General features: G+C 54.2%; 12 protein-coding genes. 5 read left to right on the top strand and 7 right to left on the bottom strand.

Features of this window, described 5'->3' with window-relative positions; genetic code table 11:
- The first annotated feature begins 296 nt into the window (after positions 1–296).
- The gene (locus C1N59_RS02975; RefSeq protein WP_205955697.1) at positions 297–2,078 is read left to right on the top strand and encodes a GGDEF and EAL domain-containing protein; all 1,782 of its coding nucleotides are present in this window, start codon (positions 297–299) and stop codon (positions 2,076–2,078) included.
- Positions 2,079–2,105: 27 nt separating this feature from the next.
- Here the strand turns inward: C1N59_RS02975 and C1N59_RS02970 are convergent, their stop codons facing one another.
- Positions 2,106–3,683 (bottom strand): sensor domain-containing diguanylate cyclase, encoded by a 1,578-nt coding sequence (locus C1N59_RS02970; RefSeq protein ID WP_394550774.1) that lies wholly within the window; start codon positions 3,681–3,683, stop codon positions 2,106–2,108.
- A 525-nt stretch (positions 3,684–4,208) separates the two neighbouring features.
- Here C1N59_RS02970 and ddlA point away from each other — a divergent pair.
- Positions 4,209–5,306 (top strand): D-alanine--D-alanine ligase, encoded by a 1,098-nt coding sequence (ddlA, locus tag C1N59_RS02965; RefSeq protein ID WP_394550271.1) that lies wholly within the window; start codon positions 4,209–4,211, stop codon positions 5,304–5,306.
- Positions 5,307–5,325: 19 nt separating this feature from the next.
- Here ddlA and C1N59_RS02960 read toward each other — a convergent pair whose 3' ends face one another.
- The 4 genes from C1N59_RS02960 to C1N59_RS02945 all read right to left on the bottom strand — a co-directional run bounded on the left by C1N59_RS02960 (position 5,326) and on the right by C1N59_RS02945 (position 10,496).
- The gene (locus C1N59_RS02960; RefSeq protein WP_033739966.1) at positions 5,326–6,750 is read right to left on the bottom strand and encodes a GGDEF domain-containing protein; all 1,425 of its coding nucleotides are present in this window, start codon (positions 6,748–6,750) and stop codon (positions 5,326–5,328) included.
- A 260-nt stretch (positions 6,751–7,010) separates the two neighbouring features.
- The gene (locus C1N59_RS02955; protein WP_006118229.1) at positions 7,011–8,486 is read right to left on the bottom strand and encodes a SulP family inorganic anion transporter; all 1,476 of its coding nucleotides are present in this window, start codon (positions 8,484–8,486) and stop codon (positions 7,011–7,013) included.
- Positions 8,483–9,115 carry a carbonic anhydrase gene (locus C1N59_RS02950; RefSeq protein ID WP_033739968.1) on the bottom strand — a complete coding sequence of 211 codons (633 nt, stop codon included), beginning with the start codon at positions 9,113–9,115 and terminating at the stop codon, positions 8,483–8,485. Before C1N59_RS02950 ends, C1N59_RS02955 begins: the two co-directional genes overlap by 4 nt.
- Positions 9,116–9,686: 571 nt before the next feature.
- The gene (locus tag C1N59_RS02945; RefSeq protein WP_039341918.1) at positions 9,687–10,496 is read right to left on the bottom strand and encodes a 5'-nucleotidase, lipoprotein e(P4) family; all 810 of its coding nucleotides are present in this window, start codon (positions 10,494–10,496) and stop codon (positions 9,687–9,689) included.
- 109 nt (positions 10,497–10,605) lie between these two features.
- On the opposite strand from C1N59_RS02945, the gene C1N59_RS02940 reads away from it, so the two are divergent.
- Positions 10,606–11,313 carry a polyphenol oxidase family protein gene (locus C1N59_RS02940; RefSeq protein WP_039341911.1) on the top strand — a complete coding sequence of 236 codons (708 nt, stop codon included), beginning with the start codon at positions 10,606–10,608 and terminating at the stop codon, positions 11,311–11,313.
- 169 nt (positions 11,314–11,482) lie between these two features.
- Positions 11,483–13,504 (top strand): FAD-dependent oxidoreductase, encoded by a 2,022-nt coding sequence (locus tag C1N59_RS02935; RefSeq protein ID WP_394550269.1) that lies wholly within the window; start codon positions 11,483–11,485, stop codon positions 13,502–13,504.
- On the opposite strand, the gene rlmG is transcribed toward C1N59_RS02935, so the two are convergent.
- Entirely contained in the window at positions 13,505–14,623 is a 1,119-nt protein-coding gene (rlmG, locus tag C1N59_RS02930; protein WP_054687004.1) for a 23S rRNA (guanine(1835)-N(2))-methyltransferase RlmG, read from the bottom strand. It lies immediately after the preceding gene.
- Between the two features lie 82 nt (positions 14,624–14,705).
- Between rlmG and C1N59_RS02925 the strand changes: the two genes are divergently transcribed.
- Entirely contained in the window at positions 14,706–15,209 is a 504-nt protein-coding gene (locus C1N59_RS02925; RefSeq protein WP_006118297.1) for a M48 metallopeptidase family protein, read from the top strand.
- On the opposite strand, the gene C1N59_RS02920 is transcribed toward C1N59_RS02925, so the two are convergent.
- A complete protein-coding gene (locus C1N59_RS02920) occupies positions 15,206–16,894 on the bottom strand; it encodes a chloride channel protein (protein ID WP_054687003.1) in 1,689 nt (562 codons plus the stop codon). The two genes, C1N59_RS02925 and C1N59_RS02920, sit on opposite strands and share 4 nt — an antisense overlap.
- Positions 16,895–16,952: the final 58 nt, after the last annotated feature.

Genomic DNA, 16,952 nt, shown 5'->3' with positions numbered 1-16,952 from the left:
ATGCCTAATAGTTGCGGGCAAAACAATAGCGCGCTACTCTTTATAAAAATAATTGTGGCAGTGTTAATGAAAAAATAAAACGTAAAAATTGATTAAATGTGTGCATCGTTCATAACTAAGAAATTTATTAAAGAAAATAAAAAGAGACATAAACCCAGAACACGCCTATTATTTAGTGAAAATAAAATTATTTCCTGTTTTTCCTTTCGCGCCCTTTGGCCAGCGTTGCGGTGCTTCTATCCGACACTTTTTCTTTTTAATTTCGCGCCGTTATCAGTACGGAGCGGAGGACACACATGCTTATGAGTCTCGACGGCGATCCTGAACGCCGCATCCGTGCCCTTGAGGCACTTCGTCATCCTGATGAAAGTCGGGATGACATACTGAGAAAATTTGTCAGACTGGCCAGTCAGGCACTGAACATTCCCGGCAGTTTTATTTCTATCATTGATGATGAGTTTCAGTATGTGCGCGCCTCACACAATTTTAAGCTGGAACGTTCATCCCGGGAGGATTCACTTTGTCGCTATGCGGTAGATGGTGATACCGCCGTCGTCGTGCCTGATACCTATCTCGACAGCCGCTTTGCGGACCATCCCCTGATCGTTGGGGCGCCCTTTATTCGGTTTTATGCGGGCGTCCCACTGAAAAACCGTGATGGCATAAACCTGGGTACGCTGTGCGTCACGGATGTTCAACCGCACCCCTTCAGCGCCTCACAAATTACGACGCTTCAGTTACTGTCATCATTAGTGATGTCGTTTCTGGAGGCCTGGCATTCTGCGGGCTTTGTCGATCCGGTGACCGGGCTGCCCAACCGCCAGCGCCTGATTCGTGACATGCATTATTTATCGGCAGCAGGCGATACAACCTTACGCCGCCTGGTCCTGATTGACTGTATTGATATGCCGCGCGCCTATGAACTGGCCCGGTCGATGGGTATGGGGCCCGTTGAAAGCCTGCTCAAGGATGTCGCTACCCTTTTGCCCCTTCGGCTGCGTCCTGCGGCCAGTGACATTATTTATACTGTTGCCACCGGGCGTTTTGCGGTGCTGACGCGTGCGGACAGCCGCATCAGTGCGCACTGGGTCGCCTGTCAGATGGAAGGCATCAGCGCCGACCTGGGTGAAGGCCTGTCAGTGGGGCTCAGCACCCACACCGGCGAGGTCGATTTCGTCTCCGGTATTTTCCCGCCCCATGAAACCCTGCGCCAGGCGGTCAGCGCCTTGCACGAGGCCATTGGGCGCGGTTTACCCTCTTTACGCTTTAGTGAAGCCACGGATATCAGACGTACGCAGGATTTCACGTTAATCAACGATCTGGCGCGCGCGCTGCGCGAAGATGTGGGCCTTTATCTGGTTTATCAGCCTAAAATTTGCCTGCAAAGCGGTAAACCCATCGGGCTTGAAGCCCTGATTCGATGGCATCATCCTGAACGAGGCGAACTCTCACCGGCCACTTTCATCCCGCTTGCCGAGCAGACCGAAACCCTTACTGCCCTGACATCATGGGTGATTGACAACGTTATCGCCCGCCTGAAGCGCCTGCGCAACAGCTGTATTCAGTTGCCTGTTACGATTAATGTGAGTGAGCGCGATTTCTCGCTTGACGGTTTTGCGGATAGCCTGGAAGAGAAAATGCTTAAAGCAAAACTCCCTACCTCCCTGCTGGGAATCGAGTGTCTGGAAACGGAGCGCATTGTTGAGAGCCCCTCGTCCATGCGGGGGCTTGAGATGCTGAAACTACGCGGCTTTGGCATTTCTCTTGATGATTTTGGTACCGGCTACAGCAATATCAGTTATCTGCGCCGGATGCCGCTGGATGTGATCAAGCTGGACCGTTCGCTAATTAGTGAGCTTTCATCCGATATGGCCTCACGCATTATTGCCCGTAATATTATTACCATGCTGAAAGAGCTGGATTATGTGGTACTGGCCGAAGGCGTGGAATGTGTCGATACCGTGGAAGCGTTAACGGAATATGGCTGCGATCAGGCCCAGGGTTTTTTCTATTCCCGTCCCCTGGCAGACAGCGAACTGGACCACTGGCTGCACTGGAAACTCCGCGAAATGTGTTAAGACGCCGTTGGGTTCACGCCCACGGCGTTACCTGGCAGGATAGCGAGAAATGTTCCCCTCATGGTTCACCATGACGCAGTTACGGCCTTCGTCTTTTGCCGCATACAACGCTTCATCTGCCCGCCTGAGTAGTGAGGCGTCGTCGCCCAAACCGTTTAAGGTAGCGACGCCGAGGGAAACCGTCATGCTGTTGATAAACGGAAACACCGTATGACTGACGGCCTCACGGATGCGTTCTGCCATTGCGGCCGCGTCGCCCATAGAGGTGCCCGGCAGCAGCAGCACAAACTCTTCGCCGCCGAACCGGCTGATTACATCCAGCGTACGGCAGCGCTTTCTTAATAAACCCGCCAGGCTCACCAGGACTTTGTCGCCAGCATCGTGTCCATAGCGATCGTTGATGATTTTAAAGTGATCGATATCAATGGCAATCGCACTCTGCACAGGCTCCTCGCGGTGCTGAGCCGCCTGTGCATAGAAACCGCGACGGTTATTTAATCCGGTCAGCGGATCGGTCATGGCTTTATCGTTCAGGTCCGCAACATGCCCGGCGACCGCACGCCGGTGATGCTGAACCGCTTCTCTTAATCTGTCAGCTTCGTTGTACCAGGTGTTAACGGATGACAGCGGATCCGGGCTGGCCTCACTGCCCCCGTCACGCACCATGCCTGCCAGTTTTTCCAGCGGATAAGAGATGCGGGACGCCAGAAAGGCCATGCAGGTTGCAGTCAGGACGATGATGATCAGAATAAACCAGAAGGCATTTCTGGCCGTACGCGTCATCAGGCCATTTACCGTTTCTGAGGTACCGGACATAAAGATATTCCAGTCCGTTTTTTGCAGGCTGGCGTAACCGATAAGGTACTTTTTGCCCGCGTCATGAATCATAAACTGGCCGCTCATCGTGGCCGCCAGGCGTTTCTGTAACGGCTGACTTAACGCCATGCGCGTCCCGACACGCGTCGGATCCTGACTGAAAATAATCGTGCCATCATCACTGACAATACTGACCGATGTGCCATCACCGTAATAATGCTGGCTCAGGATGTCACTCAACATACTCTGTTTTTTCAGGTAAATCGTTCCCCCAATAAAGCCGAGATAATGACCGTCATGCGCAAAAAGGGGATGCGAGATAAAGACCACATAGTTGCCCGAGGGTGAGATAAAAGGCGAAGAAATAAACGGTTTTTGTAGCTTATTCGCCTGTTCCGTTTCAGCGGTGTCCACCTTAACACCCAGTAGAGACAGGCTTTCAGGCGAGATGGAGGCGATAATGGAATGGTTATCCAGCACGACTACCGAGTTGAAAAAACCTGACTGTTGTAACAGGCGCGTAGTTTCGCGATGTAACAGCTGAACGTTATTCAGGTCAGCGATCTGACCGGCGCTCCAGGCCAGTTCACGTTGGGCAATGGCAAGATAATGATCGGTGGTGTCGGCCAGCTTACGGGCATAGGCAATATTGCTGTCCAGCAGCGACTCTTCAATATTACTTTTTTGAAAAAGAAACAGCGCGCCCAGCAGCAAGCCGGAAGTCACAATGACACTTCCTATCGATAACGCGGTGAGTAACGTTCGAAGATGGATTTTTCTGCGATACATAACGGAATGTGCTGAGAATAAATTATGCAGATAGTAAACGCTAATCAGCCAGACAAAGGGCAGAATAAACGTCACTTTTGTTCTCTACAGTACTGAATGAGTGGAAGTATTCATCCGCAGGCAGCAAGCGACACTTTTTTACCTGTGTGCAGATTCTCACCGTGTTGAGGCGTCATCTGAGCTGGCATCAATCATAGTGGCCCCGCACGCAATACCGCTATAAGAGTAGTTAATTATTTTGCCTTAAACAAAATAATCCAGTTATTCGATGGTAGATTCTTTCTTAAATATACGTCAGTTCGTTAACCCCGTGTTGAGGAGTACGCTGAAAGAAATTCAGGCGCTACTCCTTGCGAAGTAATGAAGCGTCGCAAGCGTTCTGAATCGCGTGTCTCCTCTTTTCTCTCCGACCTTGCCCGGCGTGCTGATCACGACGCACAACAGAAGGCGCTCTCGTTCATCCGGCTGTTTTTTATGACAATGCGCATGCTATGGTAGTGATTTGCGTTTATGTGGATACCTTTGATGAAAAAACAGCGGGTTGGCATCGTCTTTGGCGGGAAATCTTCAGAACATGAAGTGTCGTTGCAGTCAGCAAAAAATATCGTTGATGCCATTGATAAGACCCGGTTTGAGGTCGTGCTATTGGGTATCGACAAACAAGGGCAATGGCACCTCAATCACGCCTCCAGCTTCCTGCTGAATGCAGAAAATCCGTCACTGATTGCCCTCAATCGCACGGCAAAACAGATTGCCCTGATTCCCGGCGAACCTGAGCAGCCACTCATTGCCCGTGACGATGCGCATTCCCTGTCACAGCTGGATGTCATTTTTCCGGTGGTTCACGGTACGCAAGGCGAAGATGGCGCGTTGCAGGGGTTACTGCGCATGGCGTCGCTGCCCTTTGTCGGGTCGGATGTGCTGGGGTCGGCGGTCAGCATGGACAAGGATTTCACCAAGCGTCTGTTACGCGATGCCGGCTTGCAGGTTGCCCCCTGGCTGAGCGTCACGTCTTCACAGCTGAATCAACTGGACACCGAAGCCGTCATCGCCCGCTTCGGCCTGCCGCTGTTTGTTAAGCCTGCCAATCAGGGCTCCTCGGTGGGCGTAAGTAAAGTGACCCATGCCGCAGCGCTCCTGCCCGCGCTGGAAATGGCGTTTACGTTCGATCGTAAGGCCCTGATTGAAAAAGCCATTAAAGGCCGGGAGATCGAATGTGCGGTGCTGGGTAACGAAGAGCCACAGGCCAGCCCGTGTGGCGAAGTGGTGGTGAAAGAAGGCTTCTATTCCTACGACACAAAGTACATCAGCGAAACCGGCGCACAAACGGTGATTCCTGCCGCCATCCCACCGGACGTCGATGCGGCGATTCGCCAGGTAGCGATTAAGGCATTTACCACACTGGAATGCTTTGGCATGGCGCGTGTCGACGTGTTTTATACCGAGGAAGGCGAAATCGTGATCAACGAAGTGAATACACTACCCGGTTTCACCAATATCAGCATGTATCCCAAACTGTGGCAGGCGGCGGGCCTGAGCTATCAGGACCTGATTACCCGACTGATTGAACTCGCTATTGCACGCCATCAACAGAGCGCCCTGCTAAAAACCAGTATTCATTAATGTGCGTCCAGCGACCTGCTCAGGCAACGTCGCTGGTCATTTCATTATGGGCTTTGCCCGGCGATGTCTGATTGCGGCCATTTCGCTTGGAAATATAGAGATTTTTGTCGGCTGCGGAGATCAGGTTGTTAATCGTCTCAGCCCAGGCCGTACCCGGTTGGGCTTCGCCGTTTGCCAGGCCCAGGCTCACCGTGACCGTGACGGCATTGCCCTGCAGCACAAATTTCTCGCGGACAATGCTCTGCCGAATCCCCTCCGCCAGCGAATAGATTTTCTCTGGAGACAGATCGAACTGCACCACCACAAATTCTTCTCCGCCAAAACGGCAAATGTGCCCTTTGCTGCCAACCAGCGGCGAAATGCGGCGGGCAATCTCTTCCAGCACGCTGTCGCCCGCATCATGGCCGAAATTGTCGTTGACTGATTTAAAGTAATCCACATCCAGCAGGATCACGCCGACCTGACGTTGCGCATAGCTGGGCTCGTTACGCAGTCTTTCATACAGGCCGGATCGCGATAATAACTGGGTAAGAAAATCGTAATCGGCGCGCAGAGCCAGCCGCTCATTGAGCTGACGGATAGCATCCACGCTGACCGCCACAATCAGAGGACTGATGGCAAGCGTAGCCACGCCCAGTCGCGCTGACGTCAGATGACTGATGGGCAGCAGGCTTGAATCGCCCTGGATATGCATGACGCCATGGGAAACCAAAATGATCTGGCTGATGCCGGTTATCAGTGTCACCAGGCTGGTGAGCGGGATGGGTAAGACAATGGCGCACCAGATTAACGCCGGCACCGGCAGCGTCAGGCTGCCTGCGCCGCCCATTAAGGCCCCCGTCGTTAAGGACAGCCCCACGGCGATAAGCGGCAGAATCGTCCCCACCTTTACCCGTAGCCCTGAGAACATCACGCGCCAGTTTGGGGTCAACAGAAACGGCAACAGCATTAAGCCGGTCGAAAACTGTTCGCTGAACCAGTTCATCCAGGCATCGGCGAACGCGGCATTGACACTGCCTACCTGTGCCAGTGCGCCCCAGGTGGCGCAACCGAACGCCGCCAGCAGGCAGGCGGGGAAGATCCGTAAGGCATTTGAGATGCGTTCACTGCTGGAATCATGCTGATACTGTTTTCCCATCACTAGTACGCATATCAGGATAAACAGAATATTGGCGACATTGAGTGTAAATGCCGGTAACGTCCAGCCCGAAAAGACCGTATCGTTAAATACCATCGCACTAAAGCAAATAAGATAAAAACGGGTTCGGTGAAGGAAGGGATAACGCAGCATCATACCGGCAATAAACACGTTTACCGGCCAGAACAGGGATAAATCGTGGGGAATGCGCAGATGACCGCCAACGAAACAAAACATCAGCGTAATCATAAACAGCCAGAAGGCACTCTTTTTAGCATTATGCTCTTCAAACAGCTTAGCGCGCATACGTCCGGACCTTGTCACAAAGAGGCTCACTATCTCGCCGCCCACAAAGTATGTGGCGTTATCATCATTAAAGCCTGATTCGTGTCTGCGCCATTCAGAGAAAAACAACAGTAAACAGGCGAACGTCAGGGTATTGAAACAGGTTACCGGTAACGAATGGGCTGGCAGACATCCCTGCCTATTATGTCTTACAAATAAAAAAATCGGATATCCGAGATATCCGATTTTTCTGCTGTAAATTCCAGAATACCGATGTCTGGTTATTTCACCGCCACCGGCCACTGACTCAGGCGTATGTTTCGTTTATCAGCATTTTCACCAAAATCTTTCAACACGGCTTTTACATCCGGATCGATATATTCTGCATTATCGTTATCAACAATTACCACGCTATTTTCGGGAATTTTTTCCAGCAGGCCCTGAAGTTTAGGGTTGTGCAAAAACGTCAAATTTTGCTGAAAACGCAGCACATAGTGGTCGTCATAGCGCGTAAGCTGCAAGGCGTTGCGATGACTCTTGTAGATGCTGTAGATAATTTGAGTGGCAATACCTATGCCGATTCCCACCAGCATTCCCAACGTGATAATTCCGATAATCGTCGCCAGGAACGGGACGTACTGCTGTGCGCCCATACGAAACTGTTCGATAAACAGTCGCGGTGCAGCCAGCTTATAACCGGTATAGAGCAGGACCGCAGCCAGACTGGCAAGTGGAATGGCATTCAGCATCTCACTAAACCACATACCGCAAATCAGCAACATCACACCATGAAGCAAAATGGACAGTTTGGTTTGTGCGCCTGCGTTGACGTTTGCTGAGCTGCGAACAATAACCGCCGTGATGGGCATTGCACCCAAGAAGCCCGCGGTTATGTTACCAATGCCCTGAGCAAACATTTCTCTGTTGGGCGATGGCGCAGGATTTTGCGGACGTAGCTTTTTCAGGGCTTCCTGGCTCAGGAGCGTTTCCAGACTGGCCACCAGCGCCAGCGTCACCGCGACAACCCACACCTGCGGATTTTGCCAGGCCATCCAGTCCGGCGTTTCAAGTTCGGCTATCATCGCCGAAACGCTGTCAAAAGCGGGCAGTGAAATACGCGGTAAGGCGTCGGTGAGTGACGGGAACAGTCGCGCCCCCAATACTGTCACCCCACAGCCAAACAGAACCGCAAAGAGCGGACCCGGGATCCAGGCTATCGCCTTGATGCGCTTGATGGGGCCGGTTGTCCACGCAAACAAAATGAACAAGCCCACCAACGACACCAACAGCGCCGAGAGCGAAAAGGTCATTTCACCGTTTACCAGCGACACCAGTTTTACGCTGCCGCCGGCTCCTAGCGCCACCGGTATTTGCTGCATGATCAGCAGCAGGCCAATCGCCGCCAGCATACCTTTAATCACGCTACCGGGCACGAGTGCAATAAAACGGCCAGCGCGCAGCAGACCAAACAGGCACTGTAAAAGCCCGGCGATGATCAGCGCAGTGAGAAACGCGGAAAAACTTCCCAGCGTGGCCATCGAGGCGACCACGATAGTGACCAGTCCTGCCGCAGGACCGCTGACGGCGAAGCGTGACGGACTGAGTGATGTCACGATTATCCCGCCAATCACACCGGTCAGTAAGCCGGCAAAAGGCGGTAAACCGCTGGCCTGAGCAATACCGAGGCAGAGCGGGAGTGCGACCAGAAACACAACCAGCCCTGCCGGCACATCGCGGCGTAACGTATCCAGATTCATGGTGAAGACTCCTCTGCAGATTGCTGAATCAACTCTTTAAGATGACCCGATTGCAGGTCGTAAACACAGCCAAACACATCCAGTTCCTGACCAGATTGCCAGGCCTGACGGACAGGGTCGGAAGCCACCAGCCTGGCAAACTGCACCCGCACGTTTGCCTCCACCAGACGGTTCAGTTTCTCACCCTCTGTTTCCTGCGCCGTCGGGTCGCCAAGATGGCTTGCCAGGCCGTCGCGCAAACAGGTAATACGACGCGCCAGTGCAGAATCCTCCGTCGCTAACGGACTGCCAGGCAGATTCAGAGCCGCCTGAACGCCGCCGCAACCATAGTGACCGCTTAATACAATGCGCTTCACGCCAAGAAAGAAGACGGCATATTGCAGAACACTCAGCAGATTGTCGTCTTCCGCCACGACCATATTGGCGATATTACGATGAACAAACAGCTCGCCAGGATGGGAACCCGTTAACACCTCCGCCGGTACCCGACTGTCTGAGCAGCCAATCCATAATGAATGCGGTTTTTGCTGATAGAGCGATTTTTCAAAATAGGCGGGGTTACGTTGGCGGCGCTGTAAGGCCCAACTGCGATTTTTCGCTAATAAGGGTTTAAGTGTCGTCACAATCATCTTCTCTTAACTACCGGGAATATCATTTCCAGGCGAACCACGGAGTGAACCCGCTCACCTTATTTGGCCGAGGGGCTAATGAAACCTGAACTCCATCACATTAAAAGGTTATAGCCGCTTATCATTTTCAATGCACCTGGAATATTACACGCGCCAAAATACTGCCTGCCTGTGTAAGACTTTATTCAACTAACGTCATCAAAACGTAAATAAGATTAAGAGGTTATACCACCAAATTTTGCAGTTATTTTAATTTTATTCATTTAAAATCAGACACATAAAATTCAAGTCATGATTTATAGATTGACAAATAAATACAAAACTTTCATAGCGAACTAAGTAATTAAAATAACAGCGACGCCACAGACCAGGATTAGTCTTAAATGCAGAATTTATGAATAGCACGATTAACCGCCTTTATTTAATGCAGGCAGTGAATCCGTCTTAATGAAGGGGTAAATTAAAGCGAGAGATAGTTAATTTAATTTGCGTGAAAATAGTGACGGATGTAAGTAAATATTTGAGTCAACGTGAAGGCGCCCGCCCAGTGCAGGCGCTTCATATTGACATTTTATTTACCGTTCCAGGCGTTGAGGCGCGCCTCACGAACGGAAAGCTGTTGTTGTGGTGTCAGCTTATTGTAATTTTCCGCCATGCCGCTTTCCCAGTCGCCATACAATGGATTGGGTAAAACAATAAATTGCGTACCGAAAAGCGCGTGATTATTGTCGACAAATGCCCGACGCTGCGCGTTACCCTGATGCCAGGTTGCGCCGCCAAAATCATTCAGGTTGTCACCGATATATAAAACGACATTGTAGCCCGCATTTTTAATGGCATCGAAACGCGCCTGCTTGTTTGAGGAGTCGGTTTTCAGACTGACCGTTTTCTCACTGACTCCGCTGAAGCCAAGCTGCTGCAGGTTGGCCACCGTGGCGGCATAGTCTTTTTGATCGCGATTGGAGACGTAAAAAACGGTGCCGCCATGGCTGTTGACGTAGCGGGCGAATTCCACCGCGCCGGGAACCGCTTTTGCTTGCCGCGCCTGTGTCCAGGCTGACCAGGTTTTGTCGCTGAAAGGCTGGCCATTCTTTACCTGCCACGCGCTATAGGCACTGTTGTCCAGCATAGTTTCATCTAAATCGACAATGACCGCTTTAGGCTTGCCCGCCAGCGAAGCCGATTGATCAAAGGCCAGACGGGCGCTGTTGAATGCCTGCCAGCAGAGCGCCTGATATTCGCCGGACTGCTGGAACCAGTTCAGGGCCAGGACCGATTGTTGCCCCAGTTGCTGCTGTGCCTGCTGTCGGGCAGGTTGCGCGCAACCTGCCAGTGCCAGCGCAACCACCGCCGACAGCGCGAAATTCACTGAATGTTTCATCGTTTTATCCTAAGGTTTGAAAGATTTAAGTGGGTAACGCTTCAAAAATGTAGCAGTTAACGTAAGCTGAGGGCAGCAACATTACACGCTGTTTCAACAGGAGATGAGGATGTCCGCTACACCGCGTTCGCCGTTGCTTGATGCACTTGACTGGGTCGATTATGCGTTTCAGCCCGCAGGCGAACCGCCCCCTGATGATGCCGCCTATGCCCATCAGCGTCACAGCGCCGTCGTGTTAACCGACACTCACACTATTCCACCCAAAAGTGGTGATGCAGATGGCGTGATCGCCACCGGCCACCGCCCCGTCGCGGTTTACACTGCCGACTGTTTACCGGTGCTGTTTGCCGACAGCCAGCAGAAACAGGTTGCCGCTGTTCATGCGGGTCTGCAGGGGACCCTGGCTGGCGTGCTGTATCGGGCGGTAGCGCATCTTTGCGAACGCGGTGCCACGCCAGCGAGCCTGACGGTGGCGATTGGCCCGGCGCTGGCTCCCTGCTGTTTTGAGCTGGATCGTCAGCGTCTGGCAGAGATTGAACAGATGCCCGACATGCCATTGCCCCTGCGCTATTATGCGGTGCAGCCCCACAATCCCGGCGCTCAGCGCCCCCAGGCCGTTGCTACCCGTGGCGGTGTCTGGTTTGATCTACCGTATCTGGCGACGCAAATGCTGATAAAAGCAGGCATTCCGGCAGAAAACATTGACCCTGTCCACCAGTGCACCTATTGCACTACCGAGGCGGGCTCCAGCTACCGTTTCAACACGCATCACGGCAGTGGCTATCGTTCTCGCTATTCCTGGATTCGCCGCCGCTGAGGTTGCGCGCACATCCGCCGGCCTTCCCCTGCATTTCCCCGGCCTGGCCATTTATGTGGCGAGTAAGGCCGCTTTTATGATGTTTCTCACAGCCTGATGCCATTTCACTTTTTTTTAACAGAAAAATGGTTAAAGCTAACTCATCCGACCACTTTATCTGTGAGTGATTATGACTGTGCTGTCCTCATCCTACCCGGCGTTGTTTACGCCCCTTGATCTGGGGTTTACTCAGCTCAGAAACCGCTTTTTGATGGGATCTATGCACACCGGTCTGGAAGAGCGTGAAGATGGCGCGGCCAGGCTGGCGGCATTCTATGGCGAACGGGCACGGGAAGGCGTGGCGCTAATCGTGACGGGCGGCGTGTCGCCCAATCCGCAGGGCGTGACCGCCGCACACGGTGCGGTGCTGAACCAGGATTCACAGTGTGACTGGCACCGGCAAATCACCGCCGCCGTGCATCAGCACGGGGGAAAAATCGCGCTGCAGATTTTGCATACCGGCCGTTACAGTTTTCAGCGCGATCTGGTTGCGCCCTCTGCAATACAGGCCCCCATTAACCGTTTTACGCCGCGGGAACTGAGCGACGCCGAGGTTGAGCAGACCATTGCCGATTTCGCGCACTGTGCCCGTCTGGCGCAAAAAGCGGGTTACGACGGCGTAGAAATCATGGGCTCCGAAGGGTACCTGATTAATCAGTTTCTGGTACCGCACACCAACCAGCGTCAGGACCGCTGGGGCGGCGATTTTACCGGGCGCATGCAGTTTGCTTTAGCGGTCACCCGCGCGGTCCGTCAGGCCACCGGCGACCGTTTTATCATTATCTTCCGCTTGTCGATGCTGGACCTAATTGAGCAAGGCAGTACGCTGGACGAAACGCTACGACTGGCAACAGCGCTGGAACGCTGTGGCGTGACGCTGTTTAACACCGGTATTGGCTGGCACGAAGCTCGCATTCCGACCATTGCGACCTGCGTGCCCCGCGCCGCCTTCGCGTGGGTCACGCGCCGCTTGCGCCAACACGTTGCCGTGCCCGTGGTGGCAACGAATCGAATCAACCATCCACAGGTGGCAGAACAGCTTTTGCAGGATGGCTGTGCGGACATGGTTTCCATGGCGCGACCGTTCCTGGCCGATGCCGCGTTTGTCAGCAAGGCGCAACGGGGGGATGACGACAGTATCAACACCTGTATCGCCTGTAATCAGGCCTGTCTGGATCAGATCTTTGCCGGTCACGTCACCGCCTGTCTGGTCAACCCGCGTGCCTGCCACGAATCCCTCATGCCGGTGACACCGGCGCACATGCCCAAACGGCTGGCGGTTGTAGGGGCCGGTCCGGCAGGTATGGCGTTTGCCTTACAGGCGGCTGAACGCGGCCACCAGGTCACCCTTTATGAGGCGGCCGATGAGATCGGCGGACAGTTCAATATCGCCCGACAGATCCCAGGGAAAGAGGAATTCCGCGAAACCCTGCGCTATTTTCGCCATCGTTTGCCGGCGGCGGGCGTGGTAATCAAAACAGGCTGTCGGGTCACCGCTCCCCTGCTGGCAGACGCCGATGAAGTCATCCTGGCGACCGGCATTAAACCGCGTACGCCAGATATCCCCGGTATTGATCATCCCAAAGTCCTGAGCTATCTGGCCGTGCTGGCGGATAAGCGTCCGGTTGGTGCACGCGTGGCGATTATTGGCGCGGGCGGGATCGGGTTTGATACGGCTGAATATCTGTCTGAACCGCCCGCAAACGAAACCACCGGGGATTTTTATCGCGAATGGGGCATCGATCAGAGCCTGACGCAGCGCGGCGGCGTGATTGCGCCCGCGCCACAGCCTTCACCGCGTCAAATCTGGCTGCTTCAGCGCAAGCCCGGCAAGCCCGGTGCCACGCTGGCGAAAACGACCGGCTGGATCCATCGCAGCAGTCTCCAGTCACGGGGAGTTGAAATGTGGGGCGGGATTGAGTATCTGGCGATTGATGATGAAGGGCTGCATATCCGGCGCGACGGCGAGCGCCTGCTCCTGCCGGTCGACAACGTGATTATTTGTGCCGGTCAGGAGCCGCAACGCGAGCTGGAAGCGGCGCTGCGGGCAAACGGTAAACCCGTGCAGGTGATTGGCGGGGCCGACGTCGCGCAGGAGCTGGATGCCCGTCGGGCGATAGCCCAGGCCACCGCGCTGGCGTTAACGCTGTAGTTAACGCATTTTCACTGCACGCAGCACCACAAATTTTTTGTTGGAGGCAACCAGGGTGCAGTTGCCAAAGAGCTTCTTCAGCTTGTGGTGATAATCCAGGTGACGGTTGCCGACAATGCGCAGCTCCCCGCCGTATTGCAGGCAGCGCTTTGCGTCACGGAACATCTGCCAGGCCAGGTGATCGGTCACCGCGTGCTGCTGGTGGAACGGCGGATTACACAAGACCGCATGCAGCGTATCGGAAGGATAACCGCTCAGGACATTATTGACCCGGAACTGACAGCGTGACAGATCGTCCGGGCGGTTGATCTCTACGTTTAACCGGCTGGACGCCACCGCCATGTATGACTCATCAAGAAAATGCACCTCCGCCTCGGGATTTTGTGCCAGCGCCATCAAGCCAATCACGCCGTTGCCACAGCCCAGATCGACAATCTCGCCTTCAATATTTTCCGGCAGGTGCTGCATGAACAAGCGCGCGCCAATATCCAGTGAAGAGCGGGAAAAGACGTTGGCGTGGTTATGGATCTGATAAGGCGTACCGTCCAGCGACCAGACCTGGGTAGGCGATTTTTCGCGCAGCGCAGGCTGGGTGAACTGGCTGTAAATCACGCGCGCTTTTTTGACGGCCAGTGAGGTTTTGGTCTCACCAATGATTTGCTCAAACAATTGCAGAGTGGAGGTATGAATCTCTTTCGCACGCCCCGCCGCCATTATCACGGTCTCTGGCGTGATAACCTGACGCACTGCGCGCAGTTGCTGCTCCAGCAACGCCAGGGTTTTAGGAATTTTGATCAAGACCAGTGCCGGTGCGGCCGGCAACGGTGCCAGGCTGTCAAGGAACTGGACATCGCTGTCGTCCAGCGCATTCAGGCGCAGGTTCTGACGCGTGGCCTGCTGACTCAGCCAGGAGTCACTGATATGCCACAGCGGACGGGTGTTCAGTGCGCAGGTTAACGCCCCAAAGCTGTCGTTAAAGATTAACGCTGGACCAGGCGGCAGGCTTTGCTGCAGGAGATATTCATCAGCGGCATCCCAGGCTTGTAACGGACTTTCGTCACGCATCCGCGGGAAACGGTGCAGGATCAGTGTGCGATCGTTCAGTTCAAGTTGGCTCATGAATTCTCCGGCGTGGTACACTTTGGTTGATTTTCGCCCCAAAAAGGGGGCGCAGTATACTGTCTTTCGCCGGGAATCTCTAATGTCCTCACTGATCTATCTTCAGGGTTATCCTGAGTCCATCCTTGAACAGGTGCAAACGCTCATCGATCGCCAGCGTCTGGGCCCGGTGCTGCAACAGCGCTATCCCGACAGACACGATGTGATGAGTGATAAGGCGCTGTATGACTTTACGCTGGCACTGAAAAACCGCTTCATGCGCAACGCGCCGCCCATCAATAAGGTGATTTGGGATAACAAAATCAAGGTGATGAAGCACGCGCTGGGCCTGCACACGGCCATTTCCCGTGTGCAGGGCGGCAACCTGAAGGCCAAAGCGGAGATTCGTATTTCCACGTTTTTCCGCCAGGCGCCTGAGCCTTTTTTACGCATGATCGTGGTACATGAGCTGGCGCACCTGAAAGAGAAAAATCACGACAAGGCGTTTTATCAGCTGTGCTGCCATATGGAACCGGACTATCACCAGCTCGAATTCGACGCCCGCCTGTGGATGACAGAACAGGCTTTGCAGGGCAATGCGGCTTAGAGAAACTCCTGCGCTTTCTGAATCAGGCTGGTTTTGGTCAGCGCGCCTAAAAAACGGCGCTCCTGGGGATTATTCAGGACAGGCAGACGTTCCAGCGTGACGGCTGCAAAAGCTTCCCATCCTTCCCGCAGGCTTTGTTTTTGATAGGCCACCGGGAAATCCTCATCCATCACGCACTGCACCGGCGAGTCCAGATTAATCTCCTGCGCCAGCACCCGGCGGGATATTTCGTGAATGGAAACCACGCCCAGAAACGCGCCCTGCGCATTGATGACGTACACATAGCGCTCACGCTTAAGCGAACTCACCGCCAGTGCTTCCCCAACCGAGGCCTCAGGTTGCAGGGCCGCCCCCGGAATGATCAGTTCGCTGATGCGCATATTATCGAAGTCATATTTGGCTTCAGAACGGTTGAAATGGTGCGTCACGACGGGATAGGTACTGGCCATTTGCAGGCGGTAGACCACCATTGTCGCCAGAACGGACGCTATCATCACCGGAAACAGCAGGCTGCTGTTGAGCGTCATTTCCAGCACCATTAACATGGCCATTAACGGCGCCTGACTGACGGCCGCCAGGACGGCCGCCATGCCAACAGCGGCGAACAGCAGGACATTATTCAGGGGAAGATGCAGGGCAACCCCACATAACGCGATGACCATACCCAGCAGCGCCCCGATCAGCAAGGACGGTGTAAACAACCCGCCCACCGCATTGGAGCCTACCGAGAGGCTGGTCGCGAGCGTTTTTAAGACCAGCAGCAGCAGTAAACCTGATAACACATAATGCCCTGCCATCACCTTTACAATGACTTCATAGCCGTTCCCGAGGATATCGGTCGAGACCAGCGCCAGCAGGCCCACGGCAAAGCCACCCGTCCCAAGACGTAGCGGTAAGGACCGAACCCGACTGAACAGCGTTTTAGCACGGGCGATCAGGCGAATCAGGAGCAAACCGGCCAGCCCGGACAGTAAGCCAATCAGGACGGTAATCAGCAGGCTGCTGACATCCATCGTGAAACTCACCTCGGCCAGCGGATAAAGCGCATTACGAAAGCCCAGCGCCCACATGGTCATGACCGCAACAGCGGAGGAGACCACCAGCGGAATCAGGCGTTGCAGGGCGGAGATACCAAACGCGATCTCTGCCACGAAAATGGCCGATGCCAGCGGCGCATGGTAGACCGAGGAAAGACCAGCTGCGGCGGCCATGGCGACGACGTCGCTGTTTTTTAACTGCACGCCAGGCGGCAACAGGCGGCCGATCATGCTGCCACAGAGCGCGGCCAGTTGAACCATCGGGCCTTCTTTACCGATTGACGCGCCGCTGCCAATACTGGCAACCGAAGACAGCGCCCGGAAAAGGGAGGTTTTCGTCGGCACGGCGTCAAGGCGGGCATTAATGACTTCGAGATAGTCGGTCTTGACGGTTTGCTGCCGCTCTATCGCGACCGCGTAGCGCAGGAAGAAACCGGCCAGCAGACCGCCCACGCCGACCAGAACGGGCCAGAACAGCATGGGCCAGAGATGGATGGATTCGGTGATGTCGTTGCTGCGGCCAAACAGCAGATAATTGATGAACTCAATCGTTTCGCGGAACAGCAAAGTAACTAACGAGGCGGCACAGCCCACCGGCACGGCAATCAGTAATGTGGTCCAGTTTAATGCGTGTTTGCTTCCTTTCACCTGCGCTCCCCGTCTTGTGCTTAACGTGCGGTATTCGGACATAGTATTGGAATGGCGA

Source organism: Pantoea sp. SGAir0183, from assembly GCF_043545505.1.
This window is presented reverse-complemented; position numbering and strand designations above follow the sequence as displayed.